This window comes from Streptomyces sp. DH10 (assembly GCF_029813805.1).
GTDB lineage: Bacteria > Actinomycetota > Actinomycetes > Streptomycetales > Streptomycetaceae > Streptomyces > Streptomyces coeruleofuscus.
In genome coordinates, this window is record NZ_JARVKU010000001.1 from 122,516 (window position 1) to 136,775 (window position 14,260).

10 protein-coding genes are annotated in these 14,260 nt (G+C 71.9%); 8 read left to right on the forward strand and 2 right to left on the reverse strand.

Annotation, left to right across the window (positions count from 1 at the left end; all coding sequences use genetic code 11):
• Positions 1 to 65 precede the first annotated feature (65 nt).
• Positions 66 to 1,292 carry a CaiB/BaiF CoA transferase family protein gene (locus QC385_RS00540; protein ID WP_279539230.1) on the reverse strand — a complete coding sequence of 409 codons (1,227 nt, stop codon included), beginning with the start codon at positions 1,290 to 1,292 and terminating at the stop codon, positions 66 to 68.
• A 56-nt stretch (positions 1,293 to 1,348) separates the two neighbouring features.
• Positions 1,349 to 1,783 carry a zinc ribbon domain-containing protein gene (locus QC385_RS00545; RefSeq protein WP_279539231.1) on the reverse strand — a complete coding sequence of 145 codons (435 nt, stop codon included), beginning with the start codon at positions 1,781 to 1,783 and terminating at the stop codon, positions 1,349 to 1,351.
• Positions 1,784 to 2,194: 411 nt separating this feature from the next.
• Here QC385_RS00545 and QC385_RS00550 point away from each other — a divergent pair, with 411 nt between their 5' ends.
• From QC385_RS00550 to QC385_RS00585, 8 genes are all read left to right on the forward strand, one after another.
• On the forward strand, positions 2,195 to 3,790 hold the full coding sequence (locus tag QC385_RS00550) for an amino acid permease (protein WP_279539232.1): 1,596 nt from the start codon (positions 2,195 to 2,197) through the stop codon (positions 3,788 to 3,790).
• 70 nt (positions 3,791 to 3,860) lie between these two features.
• On the forward strand, positions 3,861 to 4,757 hold the full coding sequence (locus QC385_RS00555; protein ID WP_279539233.1) for an urea amidolyase associated protein UAAP1: 897 nt from the start codon (positions 3,861 to 3,863) through the stop codon (positions 4,755 to 4,757).
• Between the two features lies 1 nt (position 4,758).
• On the forward strand, positions 4,759 to 5,577 hold the full coding sequence (locus QC385_RS00560; RefSeq protein WP_336621259.1) for an urea amidolyase associated protein UAAP2: 819 nt from the start codon (positions 4,759 to 4,761) through the stop codon (positions 5,575 to 5,577).
• Positions 5,574 to 9,170: an urea carboxylase gene (gene uca / locus QC385_RS00565; RefSeq protein ID WP_279539234.1), complete on the forward strand. Its 3,597-nt coding sequence runs from the start codon at positions 5,574 to 5,576 to the stop codon at positions 9,168 to 9,170. The genes QC385_RS00560 and uca overlap by 4 nt, the downstream gene beginning before the upstream one ends.
• Positions 9,167 to 10,879, forward strand: a complete 1,713-nt coding sequence (locus QC385_RS00570; protein WP_279539235.1) for an allophanate hydrolase — start codon at positions 9,167 to 9,169, stop codon at positions 10,877 to 10,879. The genes uca and QC385_RS00570 overlap by 4 nt, the downstream gene beginning before the upstream one ends.
• A 125-nt stretch (positions 10,880 to 11,004) precedes the next feature.
• Positions 11,005 to 11,688: a TetR/AcrR family transcriptional regulator gene (locus QC385_RS00575; RefSeq protein WP_279539236.1), complete on the forward strand. Its 684-nt coding sequence runs from the start codon at positions 11,005 to 11,007 to the stop codon at positions 11,686 to 11,688.
• A gap of 267 nt (positions 11,689 to 11,955) precedes the next feature.
• A complete protein-coding gene (locus QC385_RS00580) occupies positions 11,956 to 13,218 on the forward strand; it encodes an MFS transporter (protein WP_279539237.1) in 1,263 nt (420 codons plus the stop codon).
• Positions 13,215 to 14,183, forward strand: coding sequence for an LLM class flavin-dependent oxidoreductase (locus QC385_RS00585; RefSeq protein WP_279539238.1), 969 nt, complete (start codon positions 13,215 to 13,217; stop codon positions 14,181 to 14,183). Before QC385_RS00580 ends, QC385_RS00585 begins: the two co-directional genes overlap by 4 nt.
• The last annotated feature ends 77 nt before the right edge of the window (positions 14,184 to 14,260 follow it).

Consider the following 14,260-nt stretch of genomic DNA (forward strand, 5'->3'; position numbering starts at 1 on the left):
GGGAAATCGGGTGGTTGGTTCGGTCGCGGTGCCGGCGCTGGGAACGGGTCGAGGCATGCGCCGGGTCACAGCGAGGGATGGCCGGACGGGCCGTGGAGGAACTCCGCTGTGTGCCGGCCCAGGCCGGGCGGGGGCAGGCGGTACTGCGCGGGTGTCCCGCTCAGCGCGATGGGGTGGGCGACCTGGCGGGAGGGCCGGCCTTTTTCCCTGTCTGCGGGTGCGGCGGGGATGTCGACGATGCCGGGGAGGCCGAGCGTGTGGGCGAAGGCGAAGGCGTCGTCGATGGTGTTGACCGGTCCGGCGGGCACTCCGGCGGCCAGCAGGACGGTCGACCAGTGGTCGGCGCCGGCGGCACCGAGCCGCTCGGTCAGGATGTCCCGGAGTTCGGCCCGCTGGGCGACTCTGTCGGCGTTGGTGCGGAAGCGGTCGTCGACCGCGAGACCGGGGTCCCCGACGGCCTCGGCGAGCGCCGCGAACTGCCGGTCGTTGCCCACCGCGAGGGCGAGTGGACGGTCGGCGGTGGGAAGGGTCTCGTACGGGGCGATGCTCGGGTGCGCGTTGCCCATGCGTCCCGGAACCACACCGGCGACGGCGAAGGCCGAGGCCTGGTTGACGAGGGCCGACAGCAGTGAGCTGAGCAGGTTCACCTCGACGAGCTGCCCCTCGCCGGTGGCGTCCCGGTGCCGGAGGGCCGCGAGGATGCCGAGCGAGGCGTGCAGTCCGGTGATCACGTCGACGAGGGCGACGCCGGCCTTCACCGGCTCTCCGTGCGCCTCCCCGGTCACGCTCATCAGACCGCCGACGGCCTGCACGAGCAGGTCGTATCCGGGGATCGCGGCGCCAGCACCGCTGCCGAAGCCACTGATCGAGCAGTAGATCAACTCCGGGTTGCGCGCACGGAGCTCCTTGTGGCCGAGGCCCAGCCGCTCCATCGTGCCGGGCCGGAAGTTCTCCACCAGCACGTCGGACTCCCCGACCAGGGCGCGTGCCCGTTCGCGGCCGGCCTCGGTGTTCAGGTCGAGCACGATCGACCTCTTGTTGCGGTTGACGCTCAGGAAGTAGGTCGACGTGCCGTCCTGGTCCGCCGGCGGGTGCCAGGCCCGGGTGTCGTCCCCGGTGCCCGGCCGCTCGACCTTCACCACGTCGGCGCCGAGATCGGCGAGGAGCATGGTGGCGTACGGCCCGGCGAGAACCCGGGAGAAGTCTGCGATGCGCAGACCGTCCAGCGCGCCCCTTCCCGATGCGCCGGGATCGTCGGCCCGTGCGTCCGGAACCCTGTACTCGGTACTCACGCACTCTCCTGTCTGATCGTCCCTGCCGACCGTGGTTCGGATTGAGCCGGGAGCCGTCACCACCAGCGCTCCAAGGACATCGCCCGGTAGGTGAGTTCGACGAGAGGAAGCCCCTGGTCGAGGGGAGCCACGGCCCGCACGACTCGTACCCTCGCCCCGACCGCGACCACGACCGGCTCCGTCCTGGTGACCTGGCAGAGCAGGTTGAAGCCCTCGTCCATCGCGACGAACCACGTGTCGAGCTGGACCTGGCCGATACGGCGAACGAGCACCCCGGCACCGGCGCTGCGCTCCCGTTTGAACGCAGTGGCCCCACAAGCCCGGCAGAACGAGCGACGGTAGGACGGAGTGCCGCACCAGAGGCACCTCTGGAAGATGAGGTCACGGTGGATCGTCGGCAGGGGCGGCGCGACCGTCGGTGTCGTGTCGGCGGCAGCCGCCTCGGCGTCTTGTCCGAGCTCGTTGTCTGCGCGGGTCTCTGTCTGGAGCATCGCGGCCTCCTGCACGCACTTCGGTGACCGGAAACACTCGATCGGAATCCGATGTCCCCTTAACCCTGGCTCTGTCGCGGAGGGCCGGTCAACGACGAGTCGACGCATCTTTGTGCGTGGAAAACGACCCATCCGCCGAGGTCAGAGCCGGTGTCCCGGCGCTACGCCGGGATCGCGGGACAGCCACGGAGGACCGGATGCCCACCGCGGCGCGCAGCGCGCGGTGGACCGGGCAGCGGCGTACGCCTGCGTGTCCGCGGCGGCCGACTTCACCACCCGGTAGTGGTCCGTCCGCTCAGTGGCACAGACACACGAAGTTAACGCCGGGGACCCGGGCGTGAGACGCGTCCGCCCCACCATCGCCATACCTGTCAATCGACAGGTATTCCTTGATCGACCGGAGGTGCCGCGATGGGCCGGCCCGAACTCGCCCCTGGGCAGAATCCCGACGGTGGCGTCGCGACGAGTCCCGCCACCCTTGGCTACCAGCAGGAACTTCGCCGGGGGGTGGGCAGCTTCGCCTCGTTCGCCGCCGGCTTCTCCTTCGTATCGATCCTCACCACCGTCTTCCAGCTCTTCGGCCTCGGCTTCGGTCTCGGTGGGGCGGCGTTCTTCTGGACCTGGCCGCTGGTCTTCGCGGGCCAGATGCTGGTCGCGCTCTGTTTCGCCGAACTGGCGGCTCGCTGGCCCATCTCGGGGGCGATCTACCAGTGGTCGAGCCGGCTGGCCGGGACCACGGTGGGCTGGTTCGTCGGCTGGATCATGATCATCGGCCAGATCCTCACCGTCGCGGCGGCCGCGATCGCGGGGCAGGCGGTGCTGCCGGGCATCTGGTCCGGCTTCCAGATCGTCGGCGGAGCGGGAGCCGACCCGTCGGTCGGCTCCCCGACGGGCGCACAGAACGCGGTCCTTCTGGGCTGCCTCCTGCTGGTGCTCACCACGGTGGTGAACATCCTCGGCATCCGCCAGATGGCCGCCGCCACCAGCATCGGCGTCGCGATCGAGATCGTCGGTGTGATCGCGCTGGTGCTGGTGCTCTTCTTCCTGCCCGAGCGGGGCCCGCAGGTGGTGGCCCACCACACCGGCTGGGCCGGCGACGGCGGTTACATCGGGGCGTTCCTCGCGTCCTCGCTGATGGCGGCCTACGTCATGGTCGGCTTCGACTCGGCGGGCGAACTCGCCGAGGAGACACACAACCCACGCCGGACCACTCCCCGGACCATCCTGCGGGCGCTGATCCTCTCGGGCGTCGGCGGCGCTCTGCTGATCCTCTCGGGACTGATGGCGGCGAGCAGCCTGACCGACGGGAACCTGGCCACCGGCGGTCTGTCCTGGGTGCTCACCGACCGGCTCGGTGACGTCCTGGGCCGACTGCTGCTGTGCTGCGTCGCGGTCGCGGTGTTCGCCTGCACGCTCGCCGTGCAGACCTCCGGCGCACGGATGATCTACTCCATGGCGCGCGAGGGCGCCCTGCCGTTCCACCGGCACCTCGGCAAGGTCTCGGCCCGTACCGGTACGCCGATCACCACGTCGGTGGTGGTGGGTGTGGGCGCCGCGATCGCGCTCGTGGTCAACCTTCGCCAGACGGCCATCTTCACCGCCCTCGCCAGCCTCTGCATCGCCATGCTGTACCTGGCCTATCTGGGCGTGACGCTGCCGCAGTTGGTCGCCCGGATCCGCCACCGGGGGCTCCCGGAGGGCGTCGACGAGACAGGCCGGCCGCTGTTCTCACTGGGCCGCTGGGGGATGGCGGTCAACACGCTCGCCGTGCTCTACGGGGCCGGTATGACGGTCAACCTGATGTGGCCTCGTCCGGAGATCTACGACCTCACCGGCGGCACGTGGTGGCTGCGGTGGAGCGCGCTGCTGTTCATCGGGTTCAGTCTCGCCGTCGCCGCCGCCTACTTCCTGGCCCGGCGGCTGCACCGCCGCATCGAGTTGAGGCACGTGCCCCAGACGCACGCCGAGCCGCCCGCGCAGGTTGAGGCCGTCGCCGAGCCCGCATGAGGGGTTCGACGGCCGTGCGCCGCAACCAGACGCACTGACGACGTACTGACGAAGGGATCACGGGACATCCATGACCACAGCCGACGAGCCGACGGCCATCGCACCGCACGCCCAGGAACCCACCGGAGTCCGTGATCTGCACCTGACCGACAGTGTCCGAAGTGCCCGCGACGACGCCCGCGCCCAGTGCGGACAGGCGAGCGAGTGGATGCCGTACCTCCCGGCGTCCGGCAGCCCGCACTGCCCGCCGGCGGTGGAACCGGACGCCCTGGTATGGGCGGAGACGGTGGCACCCGGCGGTTACACCCACAAGGTCCTCGCCCGCGGCACCCGGCTGCGCTTCGACGACCCGACCGGTGACGCCTGCCCCCACCTGCTGCTCTTCAACGCCCTGGAAACGACGGAGCGGCTCAACGTCGCCGACACCCAGAAGATCCCGTGGCAGGCCTACCTCGGCGAGAACCATCCGCTGCTGTCCGGCGACGGCCGGATCCTGGCCGTGGTCACCGGTGACTCCTCCGGCCGGCACGACGCCTTCTGCGGCACCACCACCGACGCCTGGAACGAAGGCAAGTACGGTGATGCCCGCCCACACGGGCCGTCCCCCTCCGGCCGCGCGCTCTTCCTCAAGGCGGCCGCCAAGCACGGCCTGAGCCGCCGCGACCTGCCGCCCAGTCTCTCCTTCTTCCAGGGCGTACGCGTCGAGGCCGACGGTGCCCTCGCCTGGCGGGGCAGCGCCGGTGCGGGCACGCATGTCGAACTCCTCGCGGAAATGCCCTTGTTGGTGCTGGTCGCCAACGTCGCGCATCCGCTGGATCCGCGCCCCGGCTACGTCGTCGGGCCGCTGCGCGTGCACGCCTGGCGCGCAGCCGCCACCGGCCCGGACGATCCGCGGTTCACCGCCACGCCCGAGCTGCACCGGGCCTACCTCAACACCGTCGACTACTGCGAAGCCCGGGGGCTGTGACATGGCGACCACTCAGACCGAGAGCACGTCGGCCACCTGCCCGACCACCTCGGGCGGCACCCTCCCCTCCACCGTCCCGGTCGGCGCGGTGTACGCCGAGGGCTCCCCCCTGGACTGGGGAGCGAGCCTGGTCGAGGGCGCCGTCGTCCTGGACGAGAAGGTGGCCCCCAACGCGCCCTGGTCGGCGGTGGTGGCGGAGGGACACGTCCTGACCATCGTCGACGTCGGCGGCAACCAGTCGGCCGACTGCCTGCTCTACAACGCCGACGACCCCGAGGAGCGCTACAGCGTTCCCGACACCCTGGCCTGGCAGGGCAACGCCTATGTGCGCACCGGCACCGTGCTGCGCAGCGGCGAGGGCCGCCCGCTGATGACCGTCGTCGCCAACGAGATCGACCGTCAGGACACCATCGGCGGTGCCTGCGGCAAGGAGTCCAACTCCCTGCGCTACGGCCACCACGTGATGTTCCATCACGGCTGTCGCGAGAACTTCCTCGCCGAGGCGGGGCGGCGCGGTCTGGGGGTGCGGGACATCGTCTCCAACCTCAACTGGTTCATGAACGTGCCCGTCGAGGCGGACGGCGCGCTGGGCATCGTGGACGGCATGTCGGCGCCCGGCCGCCGGGTCGCGGTGCGCGCCGAGACGGACGTCCTGGTGATGGTGTCCAACTGCCCGCAGATGAACAACCCGTGCAACGACTTCAACCCGACCCCGTTGCGAATGATCGTCGTGGACCCGGCACCTGGCGGGGGCCCCGGCCCCGTCGCGGGTGGCCCGCGGTCCGCGCCGGCCCCGCGCACCCCGGGGGACGCCGCGTGAACCGCCCCACCGCTGTTCTCGTCGCCAACCGCGGTGAGATAGCCCGCCGTGTCATCCGCACCGCCCGGAAGCTGGGCCTGGGTACCGTCGCCGTCTTCTCGGACGCCGACCGGGCCGCCCCGCACGTCCGCGAGGCCGACCACGCGGTCCGCCTGGGTCCGGCGCCCGCCCGTGACTCGTATCTGCGCGGCGACGCGATCACCGAGGCCGCGCTCGCCCATGGCGCCGGAATCATCCACCCGGGCTACGGCTTCCTCTCCGAAAACACCGCCTTCGCCCGTGCCGTCGAGGAGGCCGGCCTGCGTTTCGCGGGCCCGACCGCCGAACAGATCACCGCCTTCGGCGAGAAGCACACCGCACGCGCCCTGGCCAGGGCGGCCGGGGTCCCGCTGCTGGCCGGGACGGAGTTGCTCGGGAGCGCCGAGGAGGCCGTCGCCGCGGCCGAGTCGATCGGGCTGCCCGTGATGGTCAAGGCCACGGGCGGTGGTGGCGGCATCGGCATGCGGGCCTGCGCCACCGGCGACGAGGTGCGCGAGGCCTTCGCCGGGGTGGCGGCGCTCGCCGAGTCCCACTTCGGGTCGGCCGGGGTGTTCCTGGAGCGTCTGGTACGCCCGGCCCGCCACGTCGAGGTGCAGGTCTTCGGCGACGGCACCGGCCGGATCGCCGTGTTCGGCGACCGCGACTGCTCGCTGCAGCGCCGCAACCAGAAGGTGATCGAGGAGGCCCCGGCCCCGGCCCTGCCCGCCCATGTCCGGGAACTGCTGCGGGACTCGTCGCGCCGGCTGCTCGCCTCTGTCGGCTACCGCGGCGCGGGGACCGTGGAGTTCGTCTACGACCCGTTGCGCGAGGAGGCCGCCTTCCTGGAGGTCAACACCCGGCTCCAGGTCGAGCACCCGGTGACCGAGGAGGCGTACGGCGTCGACCTCGTCGAACTCATGCTCACCCTGGCCCGCGACGGCAGGGTCGACGACGGGGTGTTCGACCGGGAGTGGACGCCCGCCGGACACGCCGTGGAGGCCCGCGTCTACGCCGAGGACCCCGGCAAGGACTCGGCTCCCTCCTCCGGCCTGATCACCCGGGCGGTCTTCCCCGGTCAGGGCGCCGACGAGATTCCCGGCGTCCGCGTCGACGGCTTCGCCGAGACCGGCCTGGAGGTCTCGCCGTACTACGACCCCATGCTCGCCAAGGTGATCGCCAAGGGTCCCGACCGCGGCACCGCGTTCGACGTGCTCGGCCGGGCCCTGGCCGCCAGCCGGGTCGACGGCGTCGTCACCAACCTGGGCCTGCTGCGCTCGCTGACCGTGCGGGACGAGGTGCGCGGGGCCGTGCACAGCACCAGCACCCTCGACACCACCGCCGACCCCGAGCCACGCGTCGACGTCCTGGTGCCGGGAGCGATGACCACCGTCCAGGACCTTCCCGGCCGGCTCGGTCACTGGCATGTCGGCGTGCCGCCGAGCGGGCCCTTCGACCCCGTCTCCTTCGCCGAGGCCAACCTGGCCGTCGGCAACCAGGCCGGGGCGCCCGCACTCGAGGTCACCGCGGGCGGGCTGACCCTGCGCTTCTCCGCCGCCTGCGTGATCGCCGTCACCGGCGCCCCCGTCCCGGTCACGGTGGACGGCGCCGCGGCGGCCCTGTGGGAGCCGGTGCCGGTCCCGGCCGGCGGCACCCTGGTCCTCGGCGCCTGCCGCGGTCCCGGCCTGCGCAGCTACGTGGCCGTCCGGGGCGGCCTCGACGTACCCGCATACCTGGGCAGCGCCTCGACGTTCACCCTCGGAGGCTTCGGCGGACACGGCGGTCGGGCACTGCTCGCCGGGGACGTCCTGCGGACCGGGGCCGCCGCGACCGCCGGTGGCGGGCCGACACCGCCCGAGCGCCGGCCGGCGATCACCCCGCACTGGCGGATCGGTGTCACCGAAGGCCCGCACGCGGCGCCCGAGTTCTTCACCCGCGAGGACATCGACACCCTCTACGCCACCGACTACCGGGTGCACCACAACTCGGCCCGCACCGGTGTCCGCCTGATCGGACCCAGACCCCAGTGGGCCCGCCAGGACGGCGGCGAGGCAGGGTTGCACCCCTCCAACATCCACGACACGCCGTACGCGGTGGGCGCCCTCGACTTCACCGGCGACACGCCGATCATCCTGGGCCCCGACGGGCCGTCCCTGGGCGGTTTCGTCTGCCCCGCGGTGGTCGCCAGCGGGGATCTGTGGAAGCTCGGTCAGCTCCGCCCCGGAGACACCGTCCGCTTCATACCGGTCAGGGAAGCCGAGGCGGCCGCCCTGGATGCCCGCCGTGCCGCGCCCGCGCTGATCAGCGCGGGCGGAGACGGCGACGACGGCATACTCGGCCGCCTGGAGGCCACCGACGACCGCCCTTGCGTCACCTATCGCCGGGCCGGCGACGACAACGTCCTGGTCGAGTACGGCCCCATGGTGCTCGACCTCGGGCTGCGGATGCGCGTGCACGCCCTCCAGGAGGCCTTCGCCGCACACGCGCCCGACGGCATCGTCGACGTCACCCCGGGCATCCGCTCACTGCAGATCCACACCGACACCCGGCGGCTGAAGGCCCGCGACCTCACCGTCCTGCTGCGAGAGCTGGAGGAGGAGATCGCGCCCACGCATGAGCTGGTGGTCCCCTCCCGCACGGTGCGGCTTCCGCTGAGCTGGGACGATCCGGCGACCCGGCTCGCCATCGAGCGCTACATGGCGGGGGTGCGCGACGACGCCCCGTGGTGCCCGTGGAACATCGAGTTCATCCGCCGCGTCAACGGCCTGGCGACCGCCGACGACGTCTACCGCACCGTCTTCGACGCCTCTTACCTGGTGCTCGGCCTCGGCGACGTCTATCTCGGCGCCCCCGTCGCCACCCCGCTCGACCCGCGGCACCGCCTGGTGACCACCAAATACAACCCGGCACGCACCTGGACAGCGGAGAACTCCGTGGGCATCGGCGGCGCCTATCTGTGCGTCTACGGCATGGAGGGTCCCGGCGGTTATCAGTTCGTCGGCCGCACGGTGCAGATCTGGAACCGGTTCCGCAAGGGCGGGCTGTTCGAGGACTCGCCGTGGGCGCTGCGCTTCTTCGACCGCATCGAGTGGTACCCGGTCACCGCGGAGGAGCTGCTCGAACTGCGCGCCGAGACCGACGCCGGCCGCGGCGCCTTCCGGACCGAGGAGGGGACCTTCTCGATCGCCGAGTACAACGCCTTCCTGTCCGCCGAGGCCGATTCGATCGCCGCTTTCCGGAAGCGGCAGAGCGCCGCGTTCGAGGCCGAGAAGGATCGCTGGCGGACCACGGGCGAGTTCGACCGGGACGACGATCCCGGACCCGTGGCCGCGAGTGCCGTCGCGGTCGCCGTCCCGGACGGCGCGGTCCCGGTCACCGCGCCGTTCACCGCCACCGTCTGGCAGACCGTCGCCGAGCCGGGCGCCGTCGTCGCCGAGGGTGACCCGATCCTTTCCCTGGAGGCGATGAAGATGGAGTCGAAGGTGAGCGCCCCCGCCGCCGGCACGCTGCTGGAGATCTACGTCAAGCCCGGTGAACAGGTCGCCGCCGGCCAGGTCCTCGCGGCGGTGAGGGCATGAGCGCCGTGACGACGACCGCACGCGTCGAGGCCGCGTACGACCGCATCGAGAGCGCCGGCCGGCCCGAGATCTGGATCCACCTCAGGCCCCGCGACGAGGTGCTCGCCGAGGCGGCCGGGATCGACCCGACGCTGCCCCTGGCCGGGCTGGTCGCGGCCGTGAAGGACAACATCGATGTGGCCGGCCTGCCCACGACCGCGGGCGCCCCGTCGTACGCCTACCTGCCGCCGACCGACGCGCCCGCGGTGGCGCGACTGCGCGCGGCCGGCGCGGTGGTGCTCGGGAAGACCAATCTGGACCAGTTCGCCACCGGCCTGGTCGGCACCCGCAGCCCCTACGGGGCGGTACGCAACGCCTGGGACACGACCCGCATCTCCGGCGGCTCGTCCTCCGGCTCCGCCGTCGCGGTCGCGTTGGGCATCGCCGACTTCGCGCTCGGCACCGACACGGCCGGCTCCGGACGGGTGCCCGCCGCCCTCAACGGCATCGTCGGGGTCAAGCCGACGAAGGGTTTGGTGCCCGTGACCGGGGTGGTTCCCGCGTGCCACGCCCTCGACTGCGTGACCGTCTTCGCCCGCGACCTGCGGCTCGCCCGCGTCGCCGCGGAGATCGTCGAGGGCCCCGACCCGGCCGACCCGCTCTGCCGCACCGGCCCCCAGCTCTCGCTGCCACCCGCGCGCCCGAAGGTCGCCGTCCCGGGGCCACAGCACCTGGAGGGCATGGCCCACGGCTGGCGTGAGGCCTTCGACGCCGCGGTCGCCCGCCTGGCGAGCACCGGGACGGAGATCGTCGAGGCCGACATCACGCCCCTGCTGGAGGCGGCGCAACTGCTGTACGGCGGTGCGTTCGTCGCCGCGCGGTACGCCGCCGTGGGCGAGCACCTGGAGAAGCACCGCGACCTGGTCGGTACGGATCTCGACCCCACCGTCGCCTCCATCGTGCTGGCCGGGCGGGAGAAGACCGCCGCCGACTGGGCCGCCGACACCGCCCGCCTCGCGGCCCTCGGCGCCGCCGGACGCGCGGCCCTCGACGGCTGCGCCGCGCTCCTGACCCCGACCACCACCTGGCACCCCACCCTCGACGAGGTGGCGGCCGATCCGGTCGGCGCCAACGCCCGGATGGGGCGCTTCACCAACTTCGCCAACCTGCTGGACTACGCCTCGCTCGCCGTCCCCGCCGGGTTCGTGGACGGCCTGCCGTTCGGCGTGATGTTCACCGGTCCGGCGTTCTCCGACCGCGCCCTCGCCGCCCTCGCCGAGCGGCTCGCCAACCCGGGGCTCGACCTGTTCGTGGTCGGCGCCCACCTCACGGGGCAGCCGCTCAACGCCCAGTTGGTGCAGGCGGGCGGCACGCTGGTGGGCCCGGCACGCACCGCCGGCGGCTACCGGCTGTACGCCCTGGCCACCGAACCGCCCAAGCCGGGCCTGGTCCGGGCGCCCGAGGGCGGGCCGGGCGCCGGCACCGGGCCCGGCCGGGCCGCGGGGGTGGACGGCGGGGCGGGAAGGGGCATCGAGGGTGAGATCTGGCGGCTGCCGGCTTCGGGGTTCGGGGCGTTCACCACCGCCGTTCCCGCGCCGATGACCATCGGTACCGTCGAACTGGCCGACGGACGACAGGTCAGCGGCTTCCTCGTGGAGCCGTACGCCGTCGAGGGCGCGCCCGACATCACTGGCTTCGGCGGCTGGCGGGCCTATCAGGCGTCCGTATGACCGTCAGGCGACAGGGCACCATGCCCAAGCCGCGAGTCCACAAGGCCTCAGGCGTCTGACCCGGCCGCCGTGGTCGCGTACCGGGCACCGCAGAGGTCCGCGACCCAAGGTGGCAGGATGGAAATATGTCGATCACGCGTCCCCGCCAAGGCAGACCCCGGCACGCGCCGCCGTCCGACCCTGACGCCTCCGCCCGGGAACAGATCCTCGACGCCGCGGGCGCGCTCTTCGCCGAACGCGGGATCGCCAGCACGAGCACCCGGATGATCGCCGAACGGGTGGGCATCAGACAGGCCTCCCTGTACTACCACTTCGCCACCAAGGAAGAGATTCTCGCCGAGCTGCTGGCCACTTCCGTGCGGCCCAGTCTCCATATGGTGGAACGGATCCAGGCACTGGTGCCCGAGCGGGCGACACCGGCCGCGGCGCTCTATGCGGTGGCCGCGATGGATGTACGCACCCTCTGCCGCACTCCGTACAACATCGGCACGCTCTATCTGCTGCCAGAGGTGCGGGCCGAGCGTTTCGACGCCTTCCGAGCCGAGCGGGGCCGGCTCCAGGAGAGCTACGGCACTCTCGGCGCTCAGGCGGCGGCTGAGGGCGTCGCCCGCAGCATGCCCGCCGACAGGCTCGGTGAACTGCTGATCCAGTTGGTCGAGGTCGTCATTCAGATACGGCGTTCTCGTGAGCCGGAAGCGGCCGACACCGATGTCATCGCGTCGTCGTGCCTGCGGCTGTGCGGACTGGGCGAGTCGGAGGTGGCCGCCGCCAGGGACGAGTCACGGGTCCTGCTGAGCCGCTTCGGCTGACCGCCGGCTCAACGGGCGAATCGAGGGGTGTCGAGCGAGGCACTGTCTCCGGCCGGTGACGGCTGCTCACGGCCGGCTGAACCGCTGTCGCTGTGCGGCCCCGCGGGGAAGGTACGCGAGCGCATCGAGGCGTGCCGCGCCGCCGAAGACGCGATTGAAGCCGTCCCGCCTTCTCTTGTCGATCGATTGCCGAGTGTGCGGATACTCGGCAGACGATCAGACGTGTCGCCTGGCGAACCGTTCCTCCACACCCCGCGGAGTTCCCCCTTGGTAGACCGCGCCGTACGCCGACGCCGACAAGCTTTGTTCCTCTTGTTCTTCCTTCCAGGCATCGCCATGTCGTCCTGGGTCACGCGCACCCCCGATGTCCGCGACCAACTGGGCTTGTCCACAGGTCAGATGGGGCTGGTCCTGTTCGGTCTGTCCATCGGTTCCATGAGCGGCATCCTGTGTTCCGGCCGTTTCGTATCCCGGTTCGGCACCCGGCCGGTCATCGCGCTCGGCACTCTCCTGATCATCGCGGGCACGGTCGTCATCGGTCTGGGCAGCGCCGTGCGGTCGGCACCCCTGGTCACCGCGGGACTGTGCCTGTTCGGCGGGGGCATGGGCGGGGGCGAAGTGGCGGTCAACGTGGACGGCGCCGACGTGGAGCGCATCACCGGGACCGCCGTGCTGCCCACGCTGCACGGCTGCTTCAGCCTGGGCACGGTCATCGGCGGGTCGGCCGGAATGGCGGCCACCGCCGCCGCGTTCCCCGTCCACTGGCATCTGACCGTGGCCGCCCTGGTCGCCACGGGGATGCTGGTCCACGCCCTTCGTGCCGTTCCCGCCGCTGTCGGCAGCAGCACCGCGCCGTCGACGCCGGGGCCGGGGCCGGTTCCGGGGCCACCATCCAAGCCGCAGGTGTGGAAGGACCGGAAACTGCTGCTGATCGGCGCCATCGTGCTGGCCATGGCACTGGCCGAGGGCGCCGCCAACGACTGGCTGCCGCTGCTCATGGTCGACGGCCACGGCCTTGACGCCGCGATGGGCTCGCTCGTCTTTGTGGGGTTCGCGGCGGCGATGACCCTGGGCCGCTTCAGCGGCAGCTTCTTCCTCAGTCGGTTCGGGCGGGCCGCTGTCGTGCGCGCGAGCGCCGTCTCCGGTGCCGTCGGACTCCTCCTGGTCATCTTCTCCGACAACGCGGTCATCGCGGCAACAGCCGTGCTTTTCTGGGGCCTTGGGGCCTCCCTCGGTTTCCCGGTCGCTCTGTCGGCGGCGGGGGACTCAGGCCCCGACCAGACCGCCCGCGTCTCGCTGGTCGCCGTCATCGGCTACGTCGCCTTCCTCGTGGGGCCGCCCGCCCTCGGGTTCCTGGGCGACCACTACGGGCTGCGCTCGGCCATGGTGGTGGTTCTGGTGTTCGTGGCCGCGGCCATCCTCATCGCTCCCGCAGCCGACACCCGTGACCGCGCCGCCGCGGTGGACCCGGCCCAGCGCACGCGACCCGGCACAACTCCCGCAGGACAACACCAAGGAGACCGCTCATGAGCCCGCAGGAAGCGTCCGGCACGATCGGCGTCCTCCTCCCCCGCGACATCCCCCGGGCCGACGTCATCGCCTTCGCGCAGGAAGCAGACGCCTACGGCTTCGACGAACTGTGGGTCGTCGAAGACCTCGGCTACCGCGGAGGGCTTGTCCAGGCCGCCACCGTGCTGGCCCACACCCGCCGGATCCGTGTCGGAGTCGGGCTGCTGCCCGCCGCGGCCCGCAACGTCGCCTTCGCCGCGATGGAAGTGGCCACTCTCGCCCAACTCCACCCGGGCCGCCTCGACATCGCGGTCGGACACGGCATGCCCGACTGGATGCGCAGCGTCGGATCCTGGCCGGCCAGCCCTCTGACATTGCTGGGCGAGTACATCCGCACGCTCAAGACACTGCTGGCAGGTCGGCCTGCCGATACGGACGGTCGCTATGTCCGGCTCGACGGACTACGCCTGGACCCATCGGCGCTGCCTCAGCACGCCCCCGACATCTTCGCCGGCGTGCGCGGTCCCAAGTCGCTCGCTCTCGCCGGTGCAGTGGCCGACGGCACCCTGCTCGCCGAGCCGGTATCACCCGAGTACGTCCGCCAAGCCCTGACCAGCATCAACCCGCAGCGCCCGCACCGGATCACCGCCTACAACATCACCGTCGTCGACGACGACCCGCACAACGCCCTCCGCGCGGCACGGCCCGCCCTGCAATCCTTGGGCGATCCCGACTGGGCGCCCCACATCGTCCCCCTCGGCTTCCATGACGAGATCGCCGCGCTGCGCCACACCAGCAACAGCGCCCAGGAGTTCGCTCAGGCGATACCCGAGGAGTGGGCACACCGGCTGGCCCTGACGGGCACCCCAGGCCAGGTCCGTGCCCGCGTACAAGACCTCTTCGAGTCAGGCGTCACAACCACCGTCCTCAGCCCGGTCGGGCCCGACTACCGGTCCGCGCTCGCCAGTCTGGCCGAGATCCTCTGACCAACGGAGCGTAGTCAGCACAAGACCAGCACGGGAGTCAGCTCCACATCGGCACCACCATCGACTGGTACGACAAC

Excerpts from the sequence above, each read along its gene's own strand:
- QC385_RS00575 (WP_279539236.1), top strand. The coding sequence starts at position 11,005 with ATGTCGATCACGCGTCCCCGCCAAGGCAGACCCCGGCACGCGCCGCCG.
- QC385_RS00585 (WP_279539238.1), top strand. The coding sequence starts at position 13,215 with ATGAGCCCGCAGGAAGCGTCCGGCACGATCGGCGTCCTCCTCCCCCGC.
- QC385_RS00550 (WP_279539232.1), top strand. The coding sequence starts at position 2,195 with ATGGGCCGGCCCGAACTCGCCCCTGGGCAGAATCCCGACGGTGGCGTC.
- QC385_RS00570 (WP_279539235.1), top strand. The coding sequence starts at position 9,167 with ATGAGCGCCGTGACGACGACCGCACGCGTCGAGGCCGCGTACGACCGC.
- QC385_RS00555 (WP_279539233.1), top strand. The coding sequence starts at position 3,861 with ATGACCACAGCCGACGAGCCGACGGCCATCGCACCGCACGCCCAGGAA.
- QC385_RS00545 (WP_279539231.1), bottom strand. The coding sequence starts at position 1,783 with ATGCTCCAGACAGAGACCCGCGCAGACAACGAGCTCGGACAAGACGCC.
- QC385_RS00560 (WP_336621259.1), top strand. The coding sequence starts at position 4,759 with ATGGCGACCACTCAGACCGAGAGCACGTCGGCCACCTGCCCGACCACC.